Raw genomic sequence first — 19,908 nt, 5'->3', positions numbered from 1 at the left:
GCAAGCAAACCAGCACCAAATCTTGCGGATAGTCCACGCAGTGCCGACGCGGATGTGCCGTTAGCGGCTGCTGCGGCCTTGTGGGGTGACGTTCGTGAAGAAGTCGTGCAGTGACCCATCGCGATCGTTGAACTGGCCGCGCTTCGCGCGCCGACGGATGCCCCGCAACGTCTGCACTCGTGCCGGCTCCACACCAGGAGCACTCTCGTACGTCGAACCGCCCATGACTTGCTCCAACCGTCGTCCCCACCGTGAGTATCGTCCTCGACTCGGCGGCGGGCTCGGTGCTGCGCAAACCGGTCTTTCCCCCCGAAGTTGCCCGGGCCGTTTGCAACAGATCCCTTGGTCGGTGATGACGGGGTGTGGCAGTCCGACCTGGCCACGGTGACATGCCGTGGATTGCACGTTCGCCGGTGCGGCGTCGCTGAGGCCTCGTGCGTCGTCGAAGGCAGCCGTCTCGCGATGCAGGGCCGACCCTGCGGCGTTATGCGCGGGTGTGAGCGCCGATGCGGGGCAGGACGATCCCGAGGACGATCATCGCGACGGCGAGGAAGGCGTGGAGGGCGTTGTCAGCACTGTTCAGCGGGACGAAGTTCGCGGCTCCGGTCATCCCCGCGGTGAAGAGGCCGTAGATGAACAGCACCAAGTAGACGATGCCGCCGACGAGCAAGTACAGGCGTGCACCTGAGGCACTGCGAGCGGCGAGGAGGCCGACGATCCCGAAGAGCAGGTGCACGATGTTGTGGAGCACGGATACCTGGAACAGCCCGAGGAGCAGCGCCATGGAGCCGTCTCCCGCGACCGACATCGAACTCATGTCCATCGTCAGGCCGGGGATGAATCCGGCGATCCCGACGATGAGGAACACGACGCCGAAGAGCAGGGCGCCCTTCTGCGTGAGCGTGGAACCGTATCCGACACGGGGCTGCGCGGCGCTGTTGGTCATGATGTGAAGCCTTTCGTGCATGTGGACGGTGCCACGGGTGCGATCTTGTTGGGTGGTGTTGGTTGCGGTCAGGCTGCCGCAGCAGCTTCGAGATGGGTTCGGAGAGCGATGAGACCGTCCCGAACCCGGGTCTTCGCGGTACCGACGGTGACGCCGAGCTGTCGGGCTACTTCCGGCACGCTCTGCTCGCCGAGGTAGCGCAGCACGACCGCGTCGCGTTGTTTGTCGGTGAGCGTTCCCAGGGCGCGGCGGAGTGTGCTTCTGGTGAACAAGACGTCCCAGCGATCGGTGGTGTGGTCGATACCCCGGTGTTCGCGAGTCCCCATGCGCAGGTCTCGGTGTCGCGCGGATTCGATGCTGCGGATTCGGTCGATTGCTCGGCGGTGCGCGATGGTTCGGAGCCATGACTGAAGGTCGGCTCGCTCCGGGTCGTGACGGTTCGGGTGGATCCACAGCTCGAGGAACGCTTCGTGCACGATGTCTTCGGCGAGGTGCCGGTCGACGATGATCCTCGTCACGAACCAGCGCAGTCGAACGGCGTGTTGCCGGTATGCGTCGGTGAGCGCGTCGGCAGCAGCCTGCTGCGGGGAGTGTGCGTGGGGCATACCGATCCTTCTCCCGTTGTGTGGCTCAACGTAGGCGGTCCTGGGGGATCGGGTTTCCCCCAGTCCGGGTGCCCGACGCTGCGAGAAGGAGCATCCTGACAGCTCGGCATGGTGCTCTCATCTCGTTCTCAGCCAGCCGAACGTGGTTGGAAATCTGAGCGGGCGTTGCGTCGGAGCGCTCTACGGTGAACGTGGATGACGCTCTGACCCGAGGGAGCAGCAGATGAGGACCGAGACGACGGAGTTTTTGCGTCAGCTGATGTGGTGGTTCGCGCGGCCGGTGCTGCACGTGCGGCTGTGGTACTTCCGCACGCTCGTCGGTGACACGGTGTACTTGCCGCCGGTCGGTGTTGCGCTGCCACCGGAGGGCGCTGATCGTGTGTTGTTGCTGGGCAGCACTGACGCGGTGCGCGTTGGGGTGATCCGGGATGAGCTGACGACCCTGTCGCACATCTCCGCGCACGTGGCGAAAGACCGTGACCGGCCGTTCGCGTGGGCCTACACGGGGGCGCCGGTCCTCACCGCGCGGCAAGCGGTCCGACGATCGCCGGTGGAGTTGCGGACCGCGGATGCGGTACTGGTCGTGCTCGGGTTCAGCGATGTGCTGCTGATGACTGATCCGGACCGATGGGAGCGTGATCTGCTCCGCCTCATCGCGGCAATCCGATCCGCTGCGGGGAATCCGTGCGGAATCGTGGTTGCAGGGTTGGCACCGATGGACCAGTTCCGGTACACGGCCCGTTTCGGACGCCGCCGAATCCGCAGACAGGTTGACCGACTGAACCAGACCAGCGCACGCGTCGCCGCCCGCATCAGCCATTGCCAGTACGTGCCGCCACCGGCCTTCCCGCAGGCGCAGGGTCGCCCCGGTGACGAGCAGTACTCATGGGCGCTGATTCACCGAATGTGGGGTGCAACGCTTGCTCCAGCAATTATCACGGCCTTGAACGGTTCGCGTCGAGACGACCGGCCCACCTCGAGTACCCCGTGACATCGCCGTCGCGCGGGCACTCGTCAAAGGTTTACCGACGCTTCAGCAGCGAGTGCAGCGCGGCGGTTCCAGATACGGCTGCGACGATGCCGGTCCAGAACCACCATGCGGCAACAGCGAACGAGTCCCCCGCCTGATTGTCCGCGACGCCACTACCCGGACTGAACAGTTGGGCTTGTTGGTGTGCTGCGTATTGCAGCAGCACCCCAATGCTTGCGGCAGTTGCACCGATAACGAGGAGCAAGAGACCGGCGATCAGCCAGCCCGGACGGGAGCTCCAAGGTGGGAACCGGCGACCGGGGTTCGTATGCAGCATGCGGTTCATCGCGCCGTGCTGTCCACGCGTGCACAATAGACGCCGTGGATCGGCATGCGCAGGCGTGGGAGGTGATGCTGACTGCACTGCGTGTCTTTTCTGCCGCGCATGATCACGCGGATGTGCCGCGGTCGTATGTGACCGAAGCCGGGCAGCACTTAGGGGCGTGGGTGCACCGGCAACGCTCACTCCACACCGCTGGAACGCTGCCGGATGATCGCAGTTCGCGGCTAGAGGATGCTGGTCTCCGATGGTCCATCGCCGACCGTGAGGCGGGCCTTGTCGCGTTTGCAGCGTTTAAGGAAGCGACGGGCCACGGACTCGTCCCGCACACGTTCCGCACCGCAGACGGCTTCCCGCTTGGCACGTGGGTGCAATCCCGTCGACAGCAGTGGGCAAGTGACCCGCAGGTTGCCGAGCGGTTATGGCCGGAGCTTTGTCGCGGAGGGTTCGTGTGGCGAATCCGTGACCACGATGCTGCTTGGGTCGCAGGCGTCGACGCGTTGCGGCGGTACGAGGCGCAGCATGGCGACGTCCTCGTCCCGCACTGGTTCGTCACTGACAATGGGGTCCAGCTTGGACGGTGGCTTGACAGCCGACGGGTGGAGTACCGCGCCGGCGTGCTCGCCGCCGACCGGGTCGAACAGTTAGAGATGCTCGGGGTTGCGTGGCGTCTCCGGTCGTCGCCGGATGACGGGGCGCGTCGCAACCGTGAGGAGGCGCACTTTGTCGCCATGGTGCGCCGCGTCGACCGGTGGGTGCGGGCTCATGACGGGGCGATGCCGCGTGCGCGTGAGGTCGACACGGATCAGGTGGGGGTCGGACGGTGGCTGTTGCGCCAGCGACGGCAACACCGGGACCGGAAGCTTGCACCTGAGCGACGTGTAACGCTCGATCAATTGCTCACCGGATGGCGGGGACGGTCGGCAACGGGTGGCAAGAGTCCTCCTTAGGGATGCCGCCAGCCGGTGTGTTCGGGGCTGGATGCGGCGGTTGCTTCCGGTCGGTAGGTGACGGCGAGAACGGTGACGTCGTCCGGGTGTTCGGCTTCTGCGGCTCGTGCGGTGATCGCGTTGACGATGTCGGAGCTGGTGCGCTGCTGGCTGAGAGTTGCCTCGAACCGCTCGAGGGTGCGCGCGTCATCGCCGAACAGATCGAGGACACCATCACTGATGCTGATGAGCGTGTCACCGTCGGCGAGGACTGTGGTGCGACTTGCCCAGGAGGCGCCGACTCCGATGGGGAGGTCCCTTGATCGAAGATGCTCGAGGGAGCCGTTCGCGCGGCGCAGGATGTTGAGGCCGTGCCCGGCGTCCGCCCACTCAGCGGCACCGTCCTGTCCGATTCTGACGTGGAAGCAGGTTGTGAACTGCGCGCTGAGAATGTCGGATCCGCCGCTGCTGAGTCCAGCACCGACACGTTGCAGGGTCTGCCCGACGTCGTCGTCATTGATGGCGCTTCGGATGACTGAGCGGACCGCGGTCGCGATCATGCCGGCACCGACACCTTTCCCCATCACATCGCCCAGCGTGAACGCTGCACCGGTGCCGCTAGGGAACCAGTCATAGAAGTCGCCACCAACCATCTTCGCCGGCACACAGGCCCCGGAGACCTCGAGAGCAGTCGGTAGGCCTGCCGTGGTGGTCGGAAGGAGAGCTTGTTGCACAGTCGCGGCGCGGACGATCTCGGACTCCGCGACCCGACGTTGTCGTTGTGCGATATCGACACGGGAGCTGGCGTGCCGAGCAAGTTCATTCGTCACCGATGCTGCGGCCGCGCAGACAAGTAGCGCCACGAGCAGTCGGACGAGCTCACTTGCCGCTGGGGTCGTCGGGGAGAGTACGTACGGCAACAGCAGCGTGATGCTGGTGCCGATCAGGGGATAGACAATGTGCTGGCGTCCCGGGTTCGCTGCAATCCAGATGACCGGCAACACGATGATCGCCAGGAACACTGAACGGGTCTCACCGGTGCCAAATCGCAGCAACCCGATCGCGATGAAATCCACTCCCGGAATGAGCAGTTCTGCCAGCAACAGCGTCGGCACTCGGAAAACGGCTCCGGCGAACAGAAGCCCACCGAGTGCGCAGGCAACTCCGGACCACATGCTGATGGGATCTGTCACGGGCAGCCAGGGCAGAGTGCTGCTGGCAACAGCTGCAGCCACGATGAGGCCGGCAACGACAGCTTGCTTCGCAAGCGGTGCCCACGATCGGCTCATGGCACTCAGAACGATTGGGCCGGTGTCCTCAGCCACCCTGATTCGAGTGAGGACGCGCCGCGGCGCGATCCGGGTGCTGCGCTCGGACCGGGGTGCTGCGTTTGAGACCACGTCTGACAGTCAACGGGATGCAGGCTCCACATGTCATATCCCCGTTCAGGCGACGGCCAACCTACTTCCCCGCCGGGTCCAGGCGGCGTGCCGCGGCGCAGTGATGCCGGGCAGCTGCCAGTGCCGGGGACAGATACGCAATCGACAGTTCGAGGATCCCGAGTGAGAGAACGACCGTTCCCCCTGTTTTGGGGATGGACCTACAGAGCGGGACTTGTTTGACTCTGTTCATGAGCAGGTTCGGGTATCTGCTCCGCAGCTGAAGCCGCGTTTGTGTGGTCTCGCTCCGGGATGTCTGGCCGCCTACGGGTGGCGGCCAGACATGCCCCGTTCAGTCCGTAATGGATGCTGTGTCCTCTGTAGTGCCGACTTGTTAGCACATGCGTGTGCGCGCATTCTTGGTGGTGCGCCCCCTGTTCGGGTCAGGGTGTGGCGCGTGCGGGGTGTCGGCGGCGCGTGGTGCGTGGCCGACACCCCGAACCTTTGCCGGGGAAGTGAACAGCGGGGTTCCGCCGGTGATGGGTCGGTCCTATGCTGTGCGGAGCGCTCCGCGGCAGTGATGCTTGCGTGACACTCGTTTCCCGTTCGAGAGGCTTGCCTTTCCTGCCGTCAGGTTGGTAGGGGAGTGCGCTATCCCGGGGGTGGCGGGATGACCCGAACTTTCCATCGCCCCCGGGAACCCGCCCGACCCGGCCTTGCGTCCGTCAGCTCTGTGGGGCGGTGGGGATGTCCCAGTAGGTGGGTTGTTCGTACTGTTCGGACCAACCGCGGCGCATGCGTGCGGCGGCGCGGTCGAACTCGTTGACGACGTCAATGTCGGCGGTGAGTAGGTGCTGCAGGCGGAGGCCGTCGTAGAGGGCGAGGAGCTGCTTCGCGCCGCGGACCGGGTCCATCGTCGATGGCTCTCGCCCTGCGAGAACGTCCGCGGAGAGGCCCTCGTGGATGACTTCGCGGAACCGTCGGTAGGCGGATCGGTAGTAGTCCGCCCCGTCCAACGTGGGATCTACGGAGGCGGCGAGACTGTATGCCAGCAGTTCCATCAGTGCCGGTTCTTCGGCATGTGCCGTCATCAGGGCGTGCAGAAACGCGACGGTGCCCTTCTCACTGATCAGCGGCATGAGTGGCGCCGAGATCGCCCCGGCCCATCGCTCGACGGTCGCTGCCAGCAGTGCTCGGTCGGTGGGGAAGAACTCCCGGACCGATTCCGAGCTCATCCCTGCGTGTTCGGCGGCGATGTTGAGGGTGAAGCGGGTCACGCCGCCGTCGTGGAGGGCGGTGATCGCACCGTTGATCGCCCGCGTCCGCGGTGCTTCCTCGTCGGCCGCGGTCCGACTCGTCAACGGTGCCAGCGGGTGCTTCCGGAACCAGTCCAACAACCCCCGGGCGCGGGTGAGGCCTGCAGCCGGGTCGAGGGGCCGGCTGCCGGCGAAGAGGTCGCTGAAGCCGGGCACGTGCTGCATGAGTGGGTCGAGGGGTTGAAACGCCATCGACCAGTCCGGGAACGACCGCTGCCCGACCTGCTCGTCGAGGAGGACACGGACGTTGGTGTGGCGGGGGTCGATGCGGACCTGCTCGAACCGGGTTTGCACTACCTCGTCGTCGCCCTCGAGGATTCCGAGACAGTTGTGGCCCTTGTGCGCGAGGATCCCCGTCACGCCGAGGGCGGTGTTCTTCTCCCGGCCGACCGCGAGGATTTGCGCGAGCTCGGAGTCCGTGATCGGACGGGTCTGGGTGCTGGTGTACACGATTAAACGCATCAGTCCTGGTCTCCCTACTGGCCGGCGTTGACGTCACCACGAGTCAACGACCCCAGCCCACGAGCCGCAACCCCACATTCGAGCCGCGCCGGATACCCGCTCAGCAACCGACCGGTTATTGAAGCGGCCGTATCAGTCCTGCTGCTCGGGTTCGTGGGCGTACTGGCGGCAGGCCGCCGCGGCTGTCGGCGGATCAGGTGCGGACGGCTCGGCGTTTGTATGAGCAGAGATATGACGGTCGCGCCGATCGGGGACGTGCTCGGGGTCAGCCGGACGACCGTGTATCGGGCGCTCCGACGCGACAGCGATCCCGTTGCAAGGCGCCGTGGCGGGACAGCACTCGAACGGTGAGGCTGATCACCCACGAGCAGGCGCAGCGCCTGAATGCCGGTGGGCTGGCAGTGCATCAGCGTGCCGCTGCTGTCGCAGCACGTCGGCTCGATTGCAGTTTGCCAACGTACCGAGATCAGCGGAGTGCTGATGCGCGCTTTCGGACGTAGCTGGTCACCGCCGAAGTGATCTGACCGCTGTCGCTCGGGCGGCTTCCCCGTGCGTCCTGTCACGGGGGGCAGGGATGAGGTGCGCTACCGGAGGGACGCCTGCTTTTCCACGGTCCTGAGTTAGACGGTCCAGCCGAGCTCGATGTCATTCTTCGTCCATGCCGGACTTCGGGAGGCGGTGGGGCGCTTGCGGTCGGGTTGTTCAGTTGACGCTGTCTTCACGGAACGCGAGTGAGATGCGTTCAGTGAAGTGGATGAAGACGTTGACGTTCTCAACAGGAAGCGATTTCTCGAGCGCTTGCCGGTAGGCCGCGCGAAGTGCGCCGACCACCGCGAACCCGTCCACGCTCAGCTCGATCCGCACGCTCCGCCGGTCATCCGGGTTGCGGACACGATCGAGCAGACCTCGCTTGGTCAGACGGTCGAGCAGCGCGGTGACGGCTCCCGTCCCCATCTCCAGGTACCCGCCGAGTTCCTTCGGCGTGCGGTCGTCGTCCACTGCGCCGAGGAACTTCAGCGCTCGGAGGTCGACCGGGTTCAGGTCGTGCGTGACGGCGAGGTGCTGCATCAGGTGCGCGTGCTCGACCTGAGCGCTGTAGAACGCGGCGACCGCCTCGTCCAGCAGACGATCCTGGTCGGCGTCACTCATCGGAGGAGGGCTTGCACTCATGGACCCATCTTAGACGTGATCCGTTTTGGACGAAAATTGACTTGAATGAATTTGTAGGCGTATGGTTCACTTAACTCGAAATTCGAGTCAAGTTTCAACCTGAACGGATCTCCTCTCATGCGTCGCCCGAACCGCACCATCGCCCGTGTCGCCACCCTCGCCGTCATCCCGGCTGCCCTGCTCGCCGCCGGTGTTGCGGTGTCCACCGCGTCGTACTCGGCGTTCTCGGCCACCTCGTCGGACGACGCCAACAACTGGTCGATGGGATCGGTGGCGCTGAGCAACGACGCATCGAACGGTGCGCTCTTCGCTGCGTCGAACCTCAAGCCCGGTTCCACCGGGACGAACTGCATCGCCGTCACCTCGACTGGCTCGCTCCCCAGTGCAGTGAAGCTCTACGCCACGAACGTGCAGCAGACCAAGGCGCTGGCCTCGTACGTCACCCTGCAGGTCAAGCAGGGCAGCGGTGGAGGCTACGGCACGTGCAACGGCTTCACCGCGGCGGCCGGGTCCGACGGTCTCCTCTACAACGACTCCCTCGCGTCGTTCGCGTCCACCCGAACGAGCTACGCCACCGGCGTCGGGACGTGGAAGCCCACCGGCGACAAGTCGGAGACCAAGACCTACCAGATCACCTACACCGTCTCGTCGGATGCCCCGGCCTCCCTGATGGGTGCCACCGCGAGCCTCGGGTTCACCTGGGAAGCACAGAACTCCTGAGCGGCCGGGAGGACACGAGAGGAGGTCGGTCGTGCGTCCGTCCGTGTGGGGTCGGTTCGCCGTGGTGCTCGGCGCCCGGGGGATCCTGGCTGCCGTCCTCGGTCTCGTGTTCTGGGCTGTCGCTCCGATGGTCCTCGGCTGGCACACCACCACGGTGATGACCGGCTCCATGGAGCCGTCCCTGCACCCGGGTGACGTCGTGGTGAGCAAGACGGTCACCGCGGGAGAGCTCCGGAAGGGACAGGTGTTGCTCTTCGCCGACCCCGACCACGTCGGCACCCTCCGGCTGCACCGGTTCGACTCCCTCAACAGCGACGGGACCCTCACCACGAAGGGCGACGCGAACCCCTCCGCCGACTCCACACACATCTCCCGATCCGCCGTGGTGGGGGTCGGGTACCTCCGTGTCCCGCTCATCGGCACACCCGTCCTCTGGGCTGCGGACCATCGAACGGGCCCGCTCGTCGCCCTCGGTTCGGCCCTCGTCCTCGTCGCTGGACTCGCCGTCCTGCCCGCCGTCGCAGATCCAGGCGGGACGACGGGGGCGTCCCGACGTGGGCCCCGGCATCGTCAGCAGGACCACCGGCCGTGGGCGGTGGGGGCACTCCTCGTCGCGTCTGTCTGCACCGTCGCGGCGCTGGCGATACCTGCTCCGGCGGCCGCCGTGGCCTTCGCCGCCACCGCCACCGCACCCAGCAAGATGGCGACCGTGGCCGCGACCCCGGCCACTGCGCTGACGTGCACGTCGAACACGAACGGGTCGGTCACCATCGGGTGGAGCTACGACGGGGTGGCACCCGAGCGGTTCACCACGGTGATCGACGGCGTCGCGAGCAGCGACACCAGCGCCGGCACCGCCCGATCCACCACGATCAGCTCCTGGGACCTCTTCTCGTTCCGGACCTCCAGTGTCGCCGTCCGCGCCGACGTCACCTCGACGTGGACGACGACCTCCGCCAGCAGCGTCCGCATCAGCACCGTCCGGTTCCTCGGACTCGGCCGCACCAGTTGCGCCTGACCCGATCCCGCCCTCGTGGGCCGGGAGGTCACGGCGTCCGCGAAGGCGCCGCGCGGAGCCCGGTGGAGCGCCGCTCGAGATCGCCCAGCGCGCGGATGACCTCCGGATCTCGGTGCCGCCACCGGTCGACGACGTCGATGCCGAGCCGGCCGGCGGCGTTCCGGGTCGTCAGCGCGCGGACAGCGAGCAACTCGGCTCCGTCCGGCTGCTGACCGAGGTGCTGTGTGAGCGCGGCGAGCCGGATGAAGCCGCCGCGGTACCGGATCCAGACCACCACCAGGACGATGATCAGCACCGCGGTCGACGAGGTGCCCAGGAGGTGCGCCACGTGCAGCGTCTCCTGCTGCTGTTCTCCTCCGGCAGCCGCGATCCGCTGCGCGCTCTGGCTCGCGTCCTGCAGTGGTGCGCTGACCGACTTGCCGATGAACGGCACCTTCTCGAGTGCCGTTGCGGTGCTGCTCAACTGCTCCTGGAACGCGGTGCCCTGGTCGTGGACCCGAGTCCCGATGTCGGCAAGGGCACTGATCGATGCGGAGACTGCTCGCCCGAGCAGAACCACGGCGACCATACCGGCCACCACGACGACATCGAGCACCACCTGCCCTGCCGTGCGGATCGGACGTGCGTCGTAGAACACCATGGACAGGTCCTACCACTCGCGCGATGCTGTGCCTCTCGGCCATCGGCCTATGTGGAGTCGGCGGGACCGGCTCCCGTCGTCAGGCGCTGGGGATCGTGGGCAGGTCCCAGTAGGCGGGTCGTTCGTAGTGTTCGGTCCAGCCCCGTCGCATGCGCGACGCGGCGCGGTCGAAGGCGTCGACGACGTCGGTGTCCGGTGTGAGAAGCGCCTGCAGGCGGATGCCGTCGTAGAGGGCGAGGAGCTGCTGTGCACCGCGGATCGGATCCATGGTGGCGGGTTCCCGCCCGGCACGGACGTCTTCGGCGAGGGCGGTGCGGATGGTCTCGCGGAACTGGAGGTAGGCGGACCGGTAGTAGTCCGCTCCGTCGGTCGACGGGTCGGTCGACGTGGCGAGTGTGGACGCGATCAGGCGCATCAGGGCTGGTTCCTCGGCATGGGCGGCGAGGAGCGCGTGCAGGAACGCGATCGTGCCCTTCTCGGCGGCGAGGGGGAGCAGGGGAGCGGAGACTGCTCGGGTCCACCGCATCACGGTCGCGGCGAGCACGGCGTGCTGCGACGGGAAGAGCCCCAGGACCGCGGGGACGGTCATCCCCGCGCGTTCTGCGACGTCCTCGAGGGTGAACCGGGACGCGCCGCCGGCGTGGACAGCGGTGATCGCGGCGTTCAGGATCCGGGTTCGGGGGATCGCCTCGTCGGCCGCGTCTTGGTTCGTCAAAGGAGCGAGCGGGTGCTTCCGGAACCAGTCGAGCAGGGCCCGCGCGCGGGACGCACCGAAGGTGTAGTCGTTGGGGCGGTTGGCGGTGAAGAGGTCGCTGAACCCGGGCACGTCGTGCAGCAACGGGTCGAGCGGCTGGAACGCCATCGACCAGTCCGGGAAGGACCGGTGTCGGATCGGCTCGTCGAGGAGCACTCGGACGTTGGTGTGGCGGGGATCGGCTCGGACCTGATCGAAGCGTTCAGCGACGACGTCGTCGCCGCCCTCGATGATGCCGATGCAGTTGTCGTCGCGGTGTGCGAGCATCCCGGTGACACCGAGGCGGGTGTTCTTCTCCCGGCCGACGGCGAGGATCTGCGCGAGTTCCGAGACCGTAATCGGTCGGGTCTGCGTGCTGGCGTAGACGAGCGATCGCATGGTGGTTTCCCCTCAGGTTCTGACATGACCGGACCGACCACAGCGTGCTCCACCTCGACCGCCGCGGCAACCCCCCGGAACGGGAGACGCCGCGGTGACCGCAGTACTCACCCGGATGACGTCTTGGTGAGACCGTGCTCCGCCTTCTCCCGGTGGGGAGGTTAGTGGGGGGCACTGTCGCGTTGAACCCGAATCGACGCGCGACGCCCACCCGAGGGGCAATCGCCCTCACATGGTGCCGAGGCTTCGCTTGGCTAGTAGGGGTTCTCCCGCGCGAACCTGTTCTACATGCGCCGGTTCGCGGGGGAGTGGCCGGCGGAGGCGATCGTCCAACAGCCTGTTGGACAACTGCCGTGGGGGCACATCACGGTGCTCCTCGATCGGCTCGCTGACCATGAGCTCCGGGACTGGTACGCCGGCCAAGCAGCCGCGCAGGGGTGGTCACGGAACGTCCTCGAGCACCAGCTCCGCTCGGAGGCGCACGTGCGCCTGCGGGCGGCGCCGACGAACTTCGCCGAGGTGCTGCCGCCGGGGGACTCGGATCTGGCGCAGCAGATCACGAAGGATCCCTACGTACTGGACTTCCTCGCCCTCGATGGTGACGCGAAGGAACGCCGCCTCGAGCAGGCGCTTGTCGACCGGATCATCGATACTCTCCGCGAGCTCGGCGAGGGCTTCGCGTTCGTGGGTCGGCAGGTGCACTTCGATGTCGACGGTGACGACTTCTACGTGGACCTGCTGTTCTTCCACGTCGAGCAGCTCCGGTACGTGGTGATCGAGCTCAAGACGGGGAAGTTCAAGCCGGAGCACCTCGGCCAGCTCGGCTTTTACGTCGCGCTCGTTGACGACAAGCTCCGCAGGTCCCAGCACGCGGGCCCCTTTCAGCGACACTGGGTGCCCGGCCGGGGGTGGTGTTTCAGGGACAGCACCCCGGGCACCAACCCCACCCGGATACCGCCCGGCGGAGGACCCCCGCCGGAGGGCCTCAAAGGCCTAGCGCGGCTGTCGTCGCCACACCCGCTCATCCTTGCCAAGCCCGCGCGGGGAGCTACAGGACCTGCACCGGCCTGATCAAGTACCCGGGTCCTGCACCAGATACTCGAGGTGCCCTTCCGGCGCATCCGGTATCTCGTACCAGCTCTCAAGAATCTAGCAAAACGCACCGCACCCGGGCACGTCAAGGAGTCAGCCAAACCTGCAGCAGTCCCGGGTGTGGCGGTCCGGCCGTGGGCTCTGTCGGGGAGGGGTTACTTCCCGAGGCGGCGGAGGGCGATGCCGAAGAGGGAGGTGACGAGGCCGAGGCCGATGGCGAATGCGGCGGTGCCGAATGAGACCACGGACGTGTACAGGGACGCCCGTAGGAACGATGCGTTCATGATGACGGGTCGGTTCGGGTCGTCTTGGGGGAGTTCGGCAAAGGTCTTCCCGCCGCTGATCGCGGTGGCGTGCGTATTGATGATTTCAGCTTGCGCGTAGGCGGTGAGGGGGCCGCGGACGGGGCGTTCGGGGAGGAGCTTGCTGTCTGGGGCGACGGTGATCTTCTGCGCGGTGAGCTCGGCGGAGATCAAGCCCCACACGATGGCGCCGGTGGTGCTGAGGATGCCGCCGGCAAGGATGCCGATAGCGCCGATGTTCCGAACGGTGCGTGCCTGGTGACGGCGAGAGCGAGACATGCGAGCGGTTCCTTCTTCCGTGTTGGACGATGCACCCGTCTCGGGAGGAGAGGGTGTGGTCAGTGTTAGTGGGCGGCGTTGTAGGCGTCGCGGATGACCTGGCTGATCCGGCCACGCGAGGAGACGTCGTGGCCGTTCGCGGCGGCCCATTCGCGGATCTTCGCGAGCTCTTCCGAGTTATCGCGCTTCGGCGTGCTGCCGGAGCTGGCACGACCGGAGCGCCCCGTCACCTTGCGTGCGGCGGCGACATAGTCGGAGAACGCTTCGCGGAGGGCGTCAGCGTTGCCGTCGGTGAGATCGATCTCGTAGTGACCACCGTCGAACGAGAACTGCACGGTCTTGCCGGTGCCTTCTGCGATGGTGTCGCCGGTGAGGTCGTCGACGAGGTGGGTGGTGACCTTCTGCGCCACGGGATGCTCCTTTTGGTCGGTGATAGGAGCACCAGTGTTGCAGAGGAGCGCGCGAGCGCAACGAAAGCTCGGCGTGAGGAAGCCGCATGCAAACAGAGCCCTACGTAGGTGCGGGTTGTGATGTATGAGGGCAGTGTTGCGGTAAGTGGCTTTGCCACAGTGCGGCTCTGCCCCCGCGACAAGACGAGCGGGTCGAGGAACTAGTTCATCGCGCCGATCCGTCGGTGTCGTGCGGGCGGAGGAGATCAGCGGCCCGGCGTTCGGCGTTACGGCGGGCATGCTCACGGGCTTGTCGCTTCAGCTGCTGCCACTTGGCTGCGGAGACGTGCCGGGGCTGGTCGTGTTCGGGCATGCTCTAACGTTCCCGCGCCACGGCTCCCGCCGGGAGGGCCCTTGGTCCCGCCCTAGGTCACGTCCTCCTCGCGCCGTACACTGCGGCTTGCGTGCGACGTTCGAGGTGCAGTTTTCCGAGCAGGACCGTGACGTTATTCTTCACGGTCTTCTCTGCGATATGGAGCCGGTCGCCGATCTGCCGGTTCGTCAGGCCGTCGACGATGAGGTCGAGAATCTGCTGCTCGCGCAGTGTCAGTCCGTCCGGGTCCAACCGGTTCGGCGTCACCGCCGCGCGCACCCGTTCTGCGGTCTCGGGCGGGAACAGCACCGCACCGCCTGCCGCACGGCGGATCGCCGCTACCAGGTTGTTCCCTCGGATGTCCTTCAGCACGTACCCGCTCGCTCCTGCGAGTACCGCTGCCCGGGTTGCGTCGTCGTCGTCGAACGCGGTCAGCATGAGACAGACCAGTTCCGGACGCTCGGACCTGATGGTGCGGCACAGGTCGATGCCGCTCCCGTCTGGGAGGCGCACGTCGAGTACGGCGACGTCCGGGCTGGTGGCCGCGATCCGCGGGATGGCGCGGGCGATGCTCTCCGCCTCGCCGACGACCTCGAGGTCGGGTTGGGCGTCGATGATTCTCGCGACGCCCTGTCGGACGAGTTCGTGGTCGTCGACCAGGAACACGCGCAGCGTCACACTGTCACCTGCTTGGGGAGCGGGACCCTCCAGCTCATGGATGTCCCGCCGCCGGGACGAGCGTCGAGGACGTAGCGGCCACCGCGGGCTGCTGCCCGGGCCGCGAGGTTGGCGGTACCGCTTGCACGGCCGCGGCGCTGGATGCCCCTGCCGTCGTCGTCGACCCGCACGGTGAGGTGTTCGTTGTCGATCGCGATCTGCAACTCGGTGCTCGCCGCCCGGGCGTGACGGCCGACGTTGGTGAGCGATTCCCGGACGACCGCGACGATGTCGTCGCCGAGCTCGGTCGGCACCATGACGTCGACCGCGCCGACGAAGGTCACACTGACCGGCCCGGTGAGCAGCCGACCGACCTCGGACACGACGTCGAGGACGCGGTGCCGGATGCTCTGCCGCTCGTCGTTCCCGCGCGTGCCCAGCGCGAAGACGGCGGTACGGATCTCAGCGATGGCAGCGTCGATCGCGTCGATCTGGTCGCCGACGTCCTGGCGGAGCGCTGCAGGCACGGCTGGCTCGATGCTCTGCAGGATGAGTCCCGCGGCGAACAATCGCTGAATCACGTTGTCGTGCAGGTCACGAGCGATCCGGCTGCGGTCCTCAACGCGCTGGAGCTCCTGCCGGTCGCGGCGGCCGTGCGCGAGCTCGATCGCGACACTGGCCTGGGCAGCGAACTCCGCCGCCAGGTCGATGTCGGAAGCCGTGAACCGTGGACGTTCGGAACCGCGGGCCAGCAGCAGGGTGCCGAGCGGTCGCTCGGACGCGGCGAAGGGGATAGCCACCGCCCAACGCAGATGCGCGGGCCAGAACGGCGGTTCCTCACGCAGGTCAGCGGTCGTGACGTGGCCACTCTCCATCGAACGGCCGGCGATCGTACCGGCCGGGGCGTCGATGGTTCCGGGGAGGTCCTCGGCGCCGAGACCGCGTGCTCCGTCGATCCGCAGGACCGGGCCGTCCGGCACGAGGACACAGGCGAAGTCCGCCTCGGCGAGCGGTGTGACCCGGTCGACGACAACGCCGAGCCCGTCGACGACCTCGGTCGACATGAGCGCCGTCGTCACCTCGGTCAAGGCTGAGGACCACGCCTGCTGTCGCCGGGACTCGTCGAAGAGCCGTGCGTGGTTGATCGCTGCGCCCGCGGTCGCGGCGAGCGAGACGAGGAGTTCCTCGTCCTCGTCGCTGAAGGAGTCCCCGTCGTCGCGGGTCAGGTACAGGTTGCCGAAGAGTTCACCCCGCACAAGGATCGGCACCCCGAGGAAGGCGTCCATGGGCGGGTGGTGTTCCGGGAAGCCCGCCGAGCGCGAGTCGTCCCCGAGGTGTTCGAGTCGCAGGGGGTGCTTTGCGGCCAGGATGGTGCCGAGCAGGCCGCGGCCGCGGGGGAGGTCGCCGATAGCCCGGACCTCGTCCTCCGGCATGCCCACGTGCAGGAATTGCTCGAGCGTGCCGTCCGGTGCGAGGACGCCCATCGCCCCGTAGCGCGCGTCGACGAGTTCGAGTGCGGCCTCGACGATTCGGCGGAGGACCGTCGGGAGGTCGAGCTCCGCGACGACGAGGCGGTTCGCCCGGAGGAGCCCCCGCAGTCGTCCCTGGGTCGCGAGGACCTCCTGGGCGTGGTCGACGAGTTCGCCGATCGTCCGCTCGAGTGCGGTCTGGGGACCGTTTGGGAACTCGATCCGGTCCTGTTCGTGCGGCATGGCTGCTCCCCTCGTGATGTCAACCCTATGGGGATGCCCGTCGGCGCTCGGGACTTTGGTCTCTCCCGCCCGGCCAGGAGCGGATGGACGATCGATGGCGGGAAGGACGTGCATGGACAAGCGCTACCTCGTCGGGTTCGACGACTCGGGACCGAGCCGACGGGCCTTGGAATGGGTGAAGAGCCGGGCGGCCGACGAACACGCCCCGATCGTGCTGGTCCACGTCTGGAGCGGTGGTCCCGACGCTGACGAGGACGACGGGGTCCTCGCAGCCCGGCAGGCGCTCCGTGCTGCACGGGAACGGCACCCGGAGGCGGACCTGTCGTTGCTCGTGCTCGAGGGCGACGTGGTGGGGGCCCTTCTCGACGTCGTCGACCCGGATACGGTCCTCGTGATCGGAACCCACAAGACTGGGCACCTGCACGGGCGTTCCCTCGGCACCACCGGGCTCGTGCTCGCCACCGCGGCACCGTGCACCGTCGTCGTGGTCCCGGACGTTGACCTCCGGTTCCGTCGCGGTGTCGTGGCCGGTGTCGGAGCTGGGGCGGACGCGGCCGACGTCGGCGAGATGGCCGCGTCCGAGGCCGTGCGTCGTGGCGAGGAACTCGTGCTCATCCGTGCAAAGAGCGCAGACGCCACCGGTGCCGAGGACCTGGCGGCGGCGGGCAGGCGTCTGCAGGACGCCCACCCGCGGCTCACCGTCTCGTGCCGCACCACCGGTCGCGCCGTGGCTCCGACGCTCCTCGACGCGGCATTCGGCCATGCGCTCCTCGTCATCGGCGGTCGCCAGACGTCCGGGATCCGGGCCGGGCACGTCAGCGCTGTCCTGCACGACGTCCTCATCAACCTCACCGCCCCGGTCCTCGTCGCCCGACACGACGACGGCCGGGGCCGGGCAGCAGCACCCCTCACGAAGGAGACGGTATGACCGACACGACGACCCAGACCACCGCCCCGCAGCGAGCCGAGGGCGAGCACACCGCCTTCCGGCGCGGTAGCGGGGTGTCCCTCGACGAGGCGACCGTGGACCGCCTCGATGCGGCTTGGCGAGCGGCGAACTACCTGGCGGTTGGCCAGATCTACCTGCTCGACGACCCGCTGCTGCGTCGACCGCTCACACGCGATGACGTAAAGCCACGACTGCTCGGCCACTGGGGCACGACGCCCGGCCTGAACTTCATCTACGCGCACCTGAACAGGACGATCCAGGAACGCGACTTGAACACGCTGTACGTCACGGGGCCCGGCCACGGGGGCCCTGGGATGGTCGCGAACGCGTACTTGGACGGCACGTACAGCGAGGTGTACCCGGGCATCCCGCAGACGACGGACGGCGTCCGCAGGCTGTTCCGGCAGTTCTCGTTCCCCGGCGGGATACCGAGTCACGTCGCCCCGGAGACGCCGGGCTCGATCCACGAGGGTGGTGAACTCGGGTACGCGTTGTCGCACGCGTATGGCGCGGCGTTCGACAACCCCGATCTGCTCGTCGCAGCGGTGGTGGGCGACGGCGAGGCCGAAACCGGTCCGCTCGCCACGAGCTGGCACTCCAACAAGTTCATCGACCCGCTGCATGACGGCGTCGTCCTGCCGATCCTGCACTTGAACGGGTACAAGATCGCCAACCCCACCGTGCTCGCACGCATCCCCGAGGACGAGCTTCTCGCCCTCATGCGTGGCTACGGGCACACCCCGTACATCGTCTCCGGCGGCTTCGACGGTGAGGATCCGCGCGCCGTGCACCGGCGGATGGCGGAGACGCTCGACCGGGTGCTCGACCACATCGCCGACATCAAGGCGCACGCCGCCGCGGGGACGCTCGACGGCCGACCGGCCTGGCCGATGATCATCCTGCGCACCCCGAAGGGGTGGACCTGCCCGGCCGAGATCGACGGCAAGCCGGCGGAGGGCAACTGGCGTGCCCACCAGGTGCCACTGGCCAGCGCCCGCGACACCGCGGAACACCTGCGCGTGCTCGAGGGGTGGCTCCAGTCCTACCGGCCGGAGGAACTGTTCGACGAGACCGGCGCGCCGGTCGAGCTCGTCACCGCCCTCGTCCCGCGGGGAGGCCGACGCATGAGCGCCAACCCGGTCGCGAACGGCGGGCTGCTCAAGCGCGATCTCGTCCTGCCAGACTTCCGGAACCACGCCGTCGACGTCCCGACCCACGGCGGCACGATCAGCGAGTCGACCAGAGTGCTCGGCGAGTGGCTCGCGGGTGTCGTCCAGTCGAACCCGGAGAACTTCCGGATCTTCGGTCCGGACGAGACCGCGTCGAACCGGCTCGGCGCCGTGCTCGAGGTCACCGACAAGCAGTGGGACGGCGAGTTCCTGCCCTCCGACGAGCACCTCGCCCGCGCGGGGCGCGTGATGGAGATGCTGAGCGAACACCAATGCCAGGGCTGGCTCGAGGGCTACTTGCTCACCGGGCGCCACGGACTGTTCACGAGCTACGAGGCCTTCATCCACATTATCGACTCGATGCTCAACCAGCACGCCAAGTGGCTCAAGGTGAGCAAGGGGATTCCGTGGCGCCGCCCGATCGCCTCGCTCAACTACCTGCTGTCGTCGCACGTGTGGCGGCAGGACCACAACGGACTCTCGCACCAGGACCCGGGATTCATCGACCACGTGGTGAACAAGAAGCCCGACGTCGTCCGCGTGTACCTGCCCTTCGACGCGAACACCCTGCTGTCGACGTACGACCACTGTCTCCGATCGGTCGACTACGTGAACGTCGTCGTGGCGGGCAAACAGCCCACGTTCAACTGGCTGCCGATGGACGAGGCGATCGCGCATATGACCCGCGGGCTCGGGATCTTCGAGTGGGCCGGCAACGAGGTCGCCGGCGAGGAACCGGACGTCGTGCTCGCCTGCGCCGGGGACGTGCCGACGCTCGAGACGCTCGCGGCCGTGTCGATCCTGCGCCAGGAAGTCCCGGAACTCCGCGTCCGCGTGGTGAACGTCGTCGACCTGATGCGGCTGATGTCGGAGGGCGAGCACCCGCACGGCCTGTCCGACGCGGAGTTCGACGCGGTGTTCACGACCGACTGCCCGATCGTCTTCGCGTACCACGGCTACCCGTGGCTCATCCACCGCCTGGCGTACCGACGCCACGGACACGCGAACCTGCACGTGCGCGGCTACAAGGAGGAGGGCACGACCACGACGCCGTTCGACATGGTGATGCTCAACGACATGGACCGGTTCCACCTGGTGATCGACGTCCTCGACCGCGTGCCCGGCCTCGGCTCGCGCTACGCCGGCGTGCGCCAGCAGATGCAGGACAAGCGGGTCGCCGCCCGCGCCTACACGCGTTCGCACGGCGAGGACCTGCCTGAAGTGGCTGACTGGACCTGGACCGACACGGGCCCGGCATCGCACGACGCCGGCGCGGTCCGCTCCGCGAACGTCGGCGTCGGCGCTCCGGCGCCAGCGTCCGCCGCGGTCGCGACCGGCGGGGACAACGAGTGAGGGTGA

The 19,908-nt window shown here is 67.5% G+C and carries 18 protein-coding genes and 1 pseudogene; 7 read left to right on the top strand and 12 right to left on the bottom strand.

All coding sequences use genetic code 11. The features are described from left to right. Window positions 1-484 precede the first annotated feature (484 nt). Window positions 485-946, bottom strand: a complete 462-nt coding sequence (locus ITJ59_RS17940) for a DUF4383 domain-containing protein (protein WP_194652666.1) — start codon at window positions 944-946, stop codon at window positions 485-487. A gap of 68 nt (window positions 947-1,014) precedes the next feature. Next, entirely contained in the window at window positions 1,015-1,551 is a 537-nt protein-coding gene (locus tag ITJ59_RS17935) for a sigma-70 family RNA polymerase sigma factor (RefSeq protein WP_194652665.1), read from the bottom strand. Between the two features lie 223 nt (window positions 1,552-1,774). Between ITJ59_RS17935 and ITJ59_RS17930 the strand changes: the two genes are divergently transcribed. Continuing rightward, window positions 1,775-2,542 carry a GDSL-type esterase/lipase family protein gene (locus ITJ59_RS17930; RefSeq protein ID WP_194652664.1) on the top strand — a complete coding sequence of 256 codons (768 nt, stop codon included), beginning with the start codon at window positions 1,775-1,777 and terminating at the stop codon, window positions 2,540-2,542. Between the two features lie 31 nt (window positions 2,543-2,573). Here ITJ59_RS17930 and ITJ59_RS17925 read toward each other — a convergent pair whose 3' ends face one another. Next, on the bottom strand, window positions 2,574-2,867 hold the full coding sequence (locus ITJ59_RS17925; RefSeq protein ID WP_194652663.1) for a hypothetical protein: 294 nt from the start codon (window positions 2,865-2,867) through the stop codon (window positions 2,574-2,576). A gap of 35 nt (window positions 2,868-2,902) precedes the next feature. Here ITJ59_RS17925 and ITJ59_RS17920 point away from each other — a divergent pair, with 35 nt between their 5' ends. Then, window positions 2,903-3,811 (top strand): helicase associated domain-containing protein, encoded by a 909-nt coding sequence (locus tag ITJ59_RS17920; protein WP_194652662.1) that lies wholly within the window; start codon window positions 2,903-2,905, stop codon window positions 3,809-3,811. Here the strand turns inward: ITJ59_RS17920 and ITJ59_RS19750 are convergent. The 3 genes from ITJ59_RS19750 to ITJ59_RS17905 form a co-directional block, all read right to left on the bottom strand. After that, window positions 3,808-5,115, bottom strand: coding sequence for a PP2C family protein-serine/threonine phosphatase (locus tag ITJ59_RS19750; protein WP_194652661.1), 1,308 nt, complete (start codon window positions 5,113-5,115; stop codon window positions 3,808-3,810). The two genes, ITJ59_RS17920 and ITJ59_RS19750, sit on opposite strands and share 4 nt — an antisense overlap. Before the next feature lie 779 nt (window positions 5,116-5,894). After that, entirely contained in the window at window positions 5,895-6,935 is a 1,041-nt protein-coding gene (locus ITJ59_RS17910) for a BLUF domain-containing protein (protein ID WP_194652660.1), read from the bottom strand. 714 nt (window positions 6,936-7,649) lie between these two features. Beyond that, window positions 7,650-8,096 (bottom strand): MarR family winged helix-turn-helix transcriptional regulator, encoded by a 447-nt coding sequence (locus tag ITJ59_RS17905; RefSeq protein ID WP_194652659.1) that lies wholly within the window; start codon window positions 8,094-8,096, stop codon window positions 7,650-7,652. Window positions 8,097-8,234: 138 nt separating this feature from the next. Between ITJ59_RS17905 and ITJ59_RS17900 the strand changes: the two genes are divergently transcribed. Both ITJ59_RS17900 and ITJ59_RS17895 read left to right on the top strand, forming a co-directional pair. Then, a complete protein-coding gene (locus ITJ59_RS17900) occupies window positions 8,235-8,837 on the top strand; it encodes a hypothetical protein (protein WP_111086138.1) in 603 nt (200 codons plus the stop codon). Between the two features lie 31 nt (window positions 8,838-8,868). After that, on the top strand, window positions 8,869-9,855 hold the full coding sequence (locus ITJ59_RS17895) for a signal peptidase I (protein WP_194652658.1): 987 nt from the start codon (window positions 8,869-8,871) through the stop codon (window positions 9,853-9,855). A gap of 28 nt (window positions 9,856-9,883) precedes the next feature. Here the strand turns inward: ITJ59_RS17895 and ITJ59_RS17890 are convergent, their stop codons facing one another. Continuing rightward, window positions 9,884-10,495 (bottom strand): hypothetical protein, encoded by a 612-nt coding sequence (locus tag ITJ59_RS17890; RefSeq protein ID WP_194652657.1) that lies wholly within the window; start codon window positions 10,493-10,495, stop codon window positions 9,884-9,886. 79 nt (window positions 10,496-10,574) lie between these two features. Next, window positions 10,575-11,627: a BLUF domain-containing protein gene (locus ITJ59_RS17885; RefSeq protein WP_194652656.1), complete on the bottom strand. Its 1,053-nt coding sequence runs from the start codon at window positions 11,625-11,627 to the stop codon at window positions 10,575-10,577. A 261-nt stretch (window positions 11,628-11,888) separates the two neighbouring features. Between ITJ59_RS17885 and ITJ59_RS17880 the strand changes: the two are divergent. Continuing rightward, window positions 11,889-12,500 (top strand): annotated as a pseudogene (locus tag ITJ59_RS17880) (PDDEXK nuclease domain-containing protein); the annotation flags it as partial. 374 nt (window positions 12,501-12,874) lie between these two features. Here the strand turns inward: ITJ59_RS17880 and ITJ59_RS17875 are convergent. The 4 genes from ITJ59_RS17875 to ITJ59_RS17860 form a co-directional block, all read right to left on the bottom strand. Next, window positions 12,875-13,300, bottom strand: a complete 426-nt coding sequence (locus ITJ59_RS17875; RefSeq protein WP_194652655.1) for an aromatic ring-opening dioxygenase LigA — start codon at window positions 13,298-13,300, stop codon at window positions 12,875-12,877. Window positions 13,301-13,365: 65 nt separating this feature from the next. Next, window positions 13,366-13,710: a histone-like nucleoid-structuring protein Lsr2 gene (locus ITJ59_RS17870; RefSeq protein ID WP_194652654.1), complete on the bottom strand. Its 345-nt coding sequence runs from the start codon at window positions 13,708-13,710 to the stop codon at window positions 13,366-13,368. 409 nt (window positions 13,711-14,119) lie between these two features. Continuing rightward, window positions 14,120-14,740 (bottom strand): response regulator transcription factor, encoded by a 621-nt coding sequence (locus tag ITJ59_RS17865; protein WP_323749552.1) that lies wholly within the window; start codon window positions 14,738-14,740, stop codon window positions 14,120-14,122. Further along, the gene (locus tag ITJ59_RS17860) at window positions 14,737-16,431 is read right to left on the bottom strand and encodes a GAF domain-containing protein (RefSeq protein ID WP_194652653.1); all 1,695 of its coding nucleotides are present in this window, start codon (window positions 16,429-16,431) and stop codon (window positions 14,737-14,739) included. Before ITJ59_RS17860 ends, ITJ59_RS17865 begins: the two co-directional genes overlap by 4 nt. A gap of 112 nt (window positions 16,432-16,543) precedes the next feature. Between ITJ59_RS17860 and ITJ59_RS17855 the strand changes: the two genes are divergently transcribed. After that, window positions 16,544-17,359 carry a universal stress protein gene (locus ITJ59_RS17855; protein ID WP_194652652.1) on the top strand — a complete coding sequence of 272 codons (816 nt, stop codon included), beginning with the start codon at window positions 16,544-16,546 and terminating at the stop codon, window positions 17,357-17,359. Further along, window positions 17,356-19,902 carry a phosphoketolase gene (locus ITJ59_RS17850; protein ID WP_194652651.1) on the top strand — a complete coding sequence of 849 codons (2,547 nt, stop codon included), beginning with the start codon at window positions 17,356-17,358 and terminating at the stop codon, window positions 19,900-19,902. The genes ITJ59_RS17855 and ITJ59_RS17850 overlap by 4 nt, the downstream gene beginning before the upstream one ends. The last annotated feature ends 6 nt before the right edge of the window (window positions 19,903-19,908 follow it).

The sequence above is a fragment of the Curtobacterium sp. VKM Ac-1393 genome, assembly GCF_015350995.1.
Taxonomy (GTDB): domain Bacteria; phylum Actinomycetota; class Actinomycetes; order Actinomycetales; family Microbacteriaceae; genus Curtobacterium.
The sequence above is the reverse complement of the archived record's forward strand: the minus strand, read 5'-3'. Positions and strand labels throughout refer to the sequence as shown.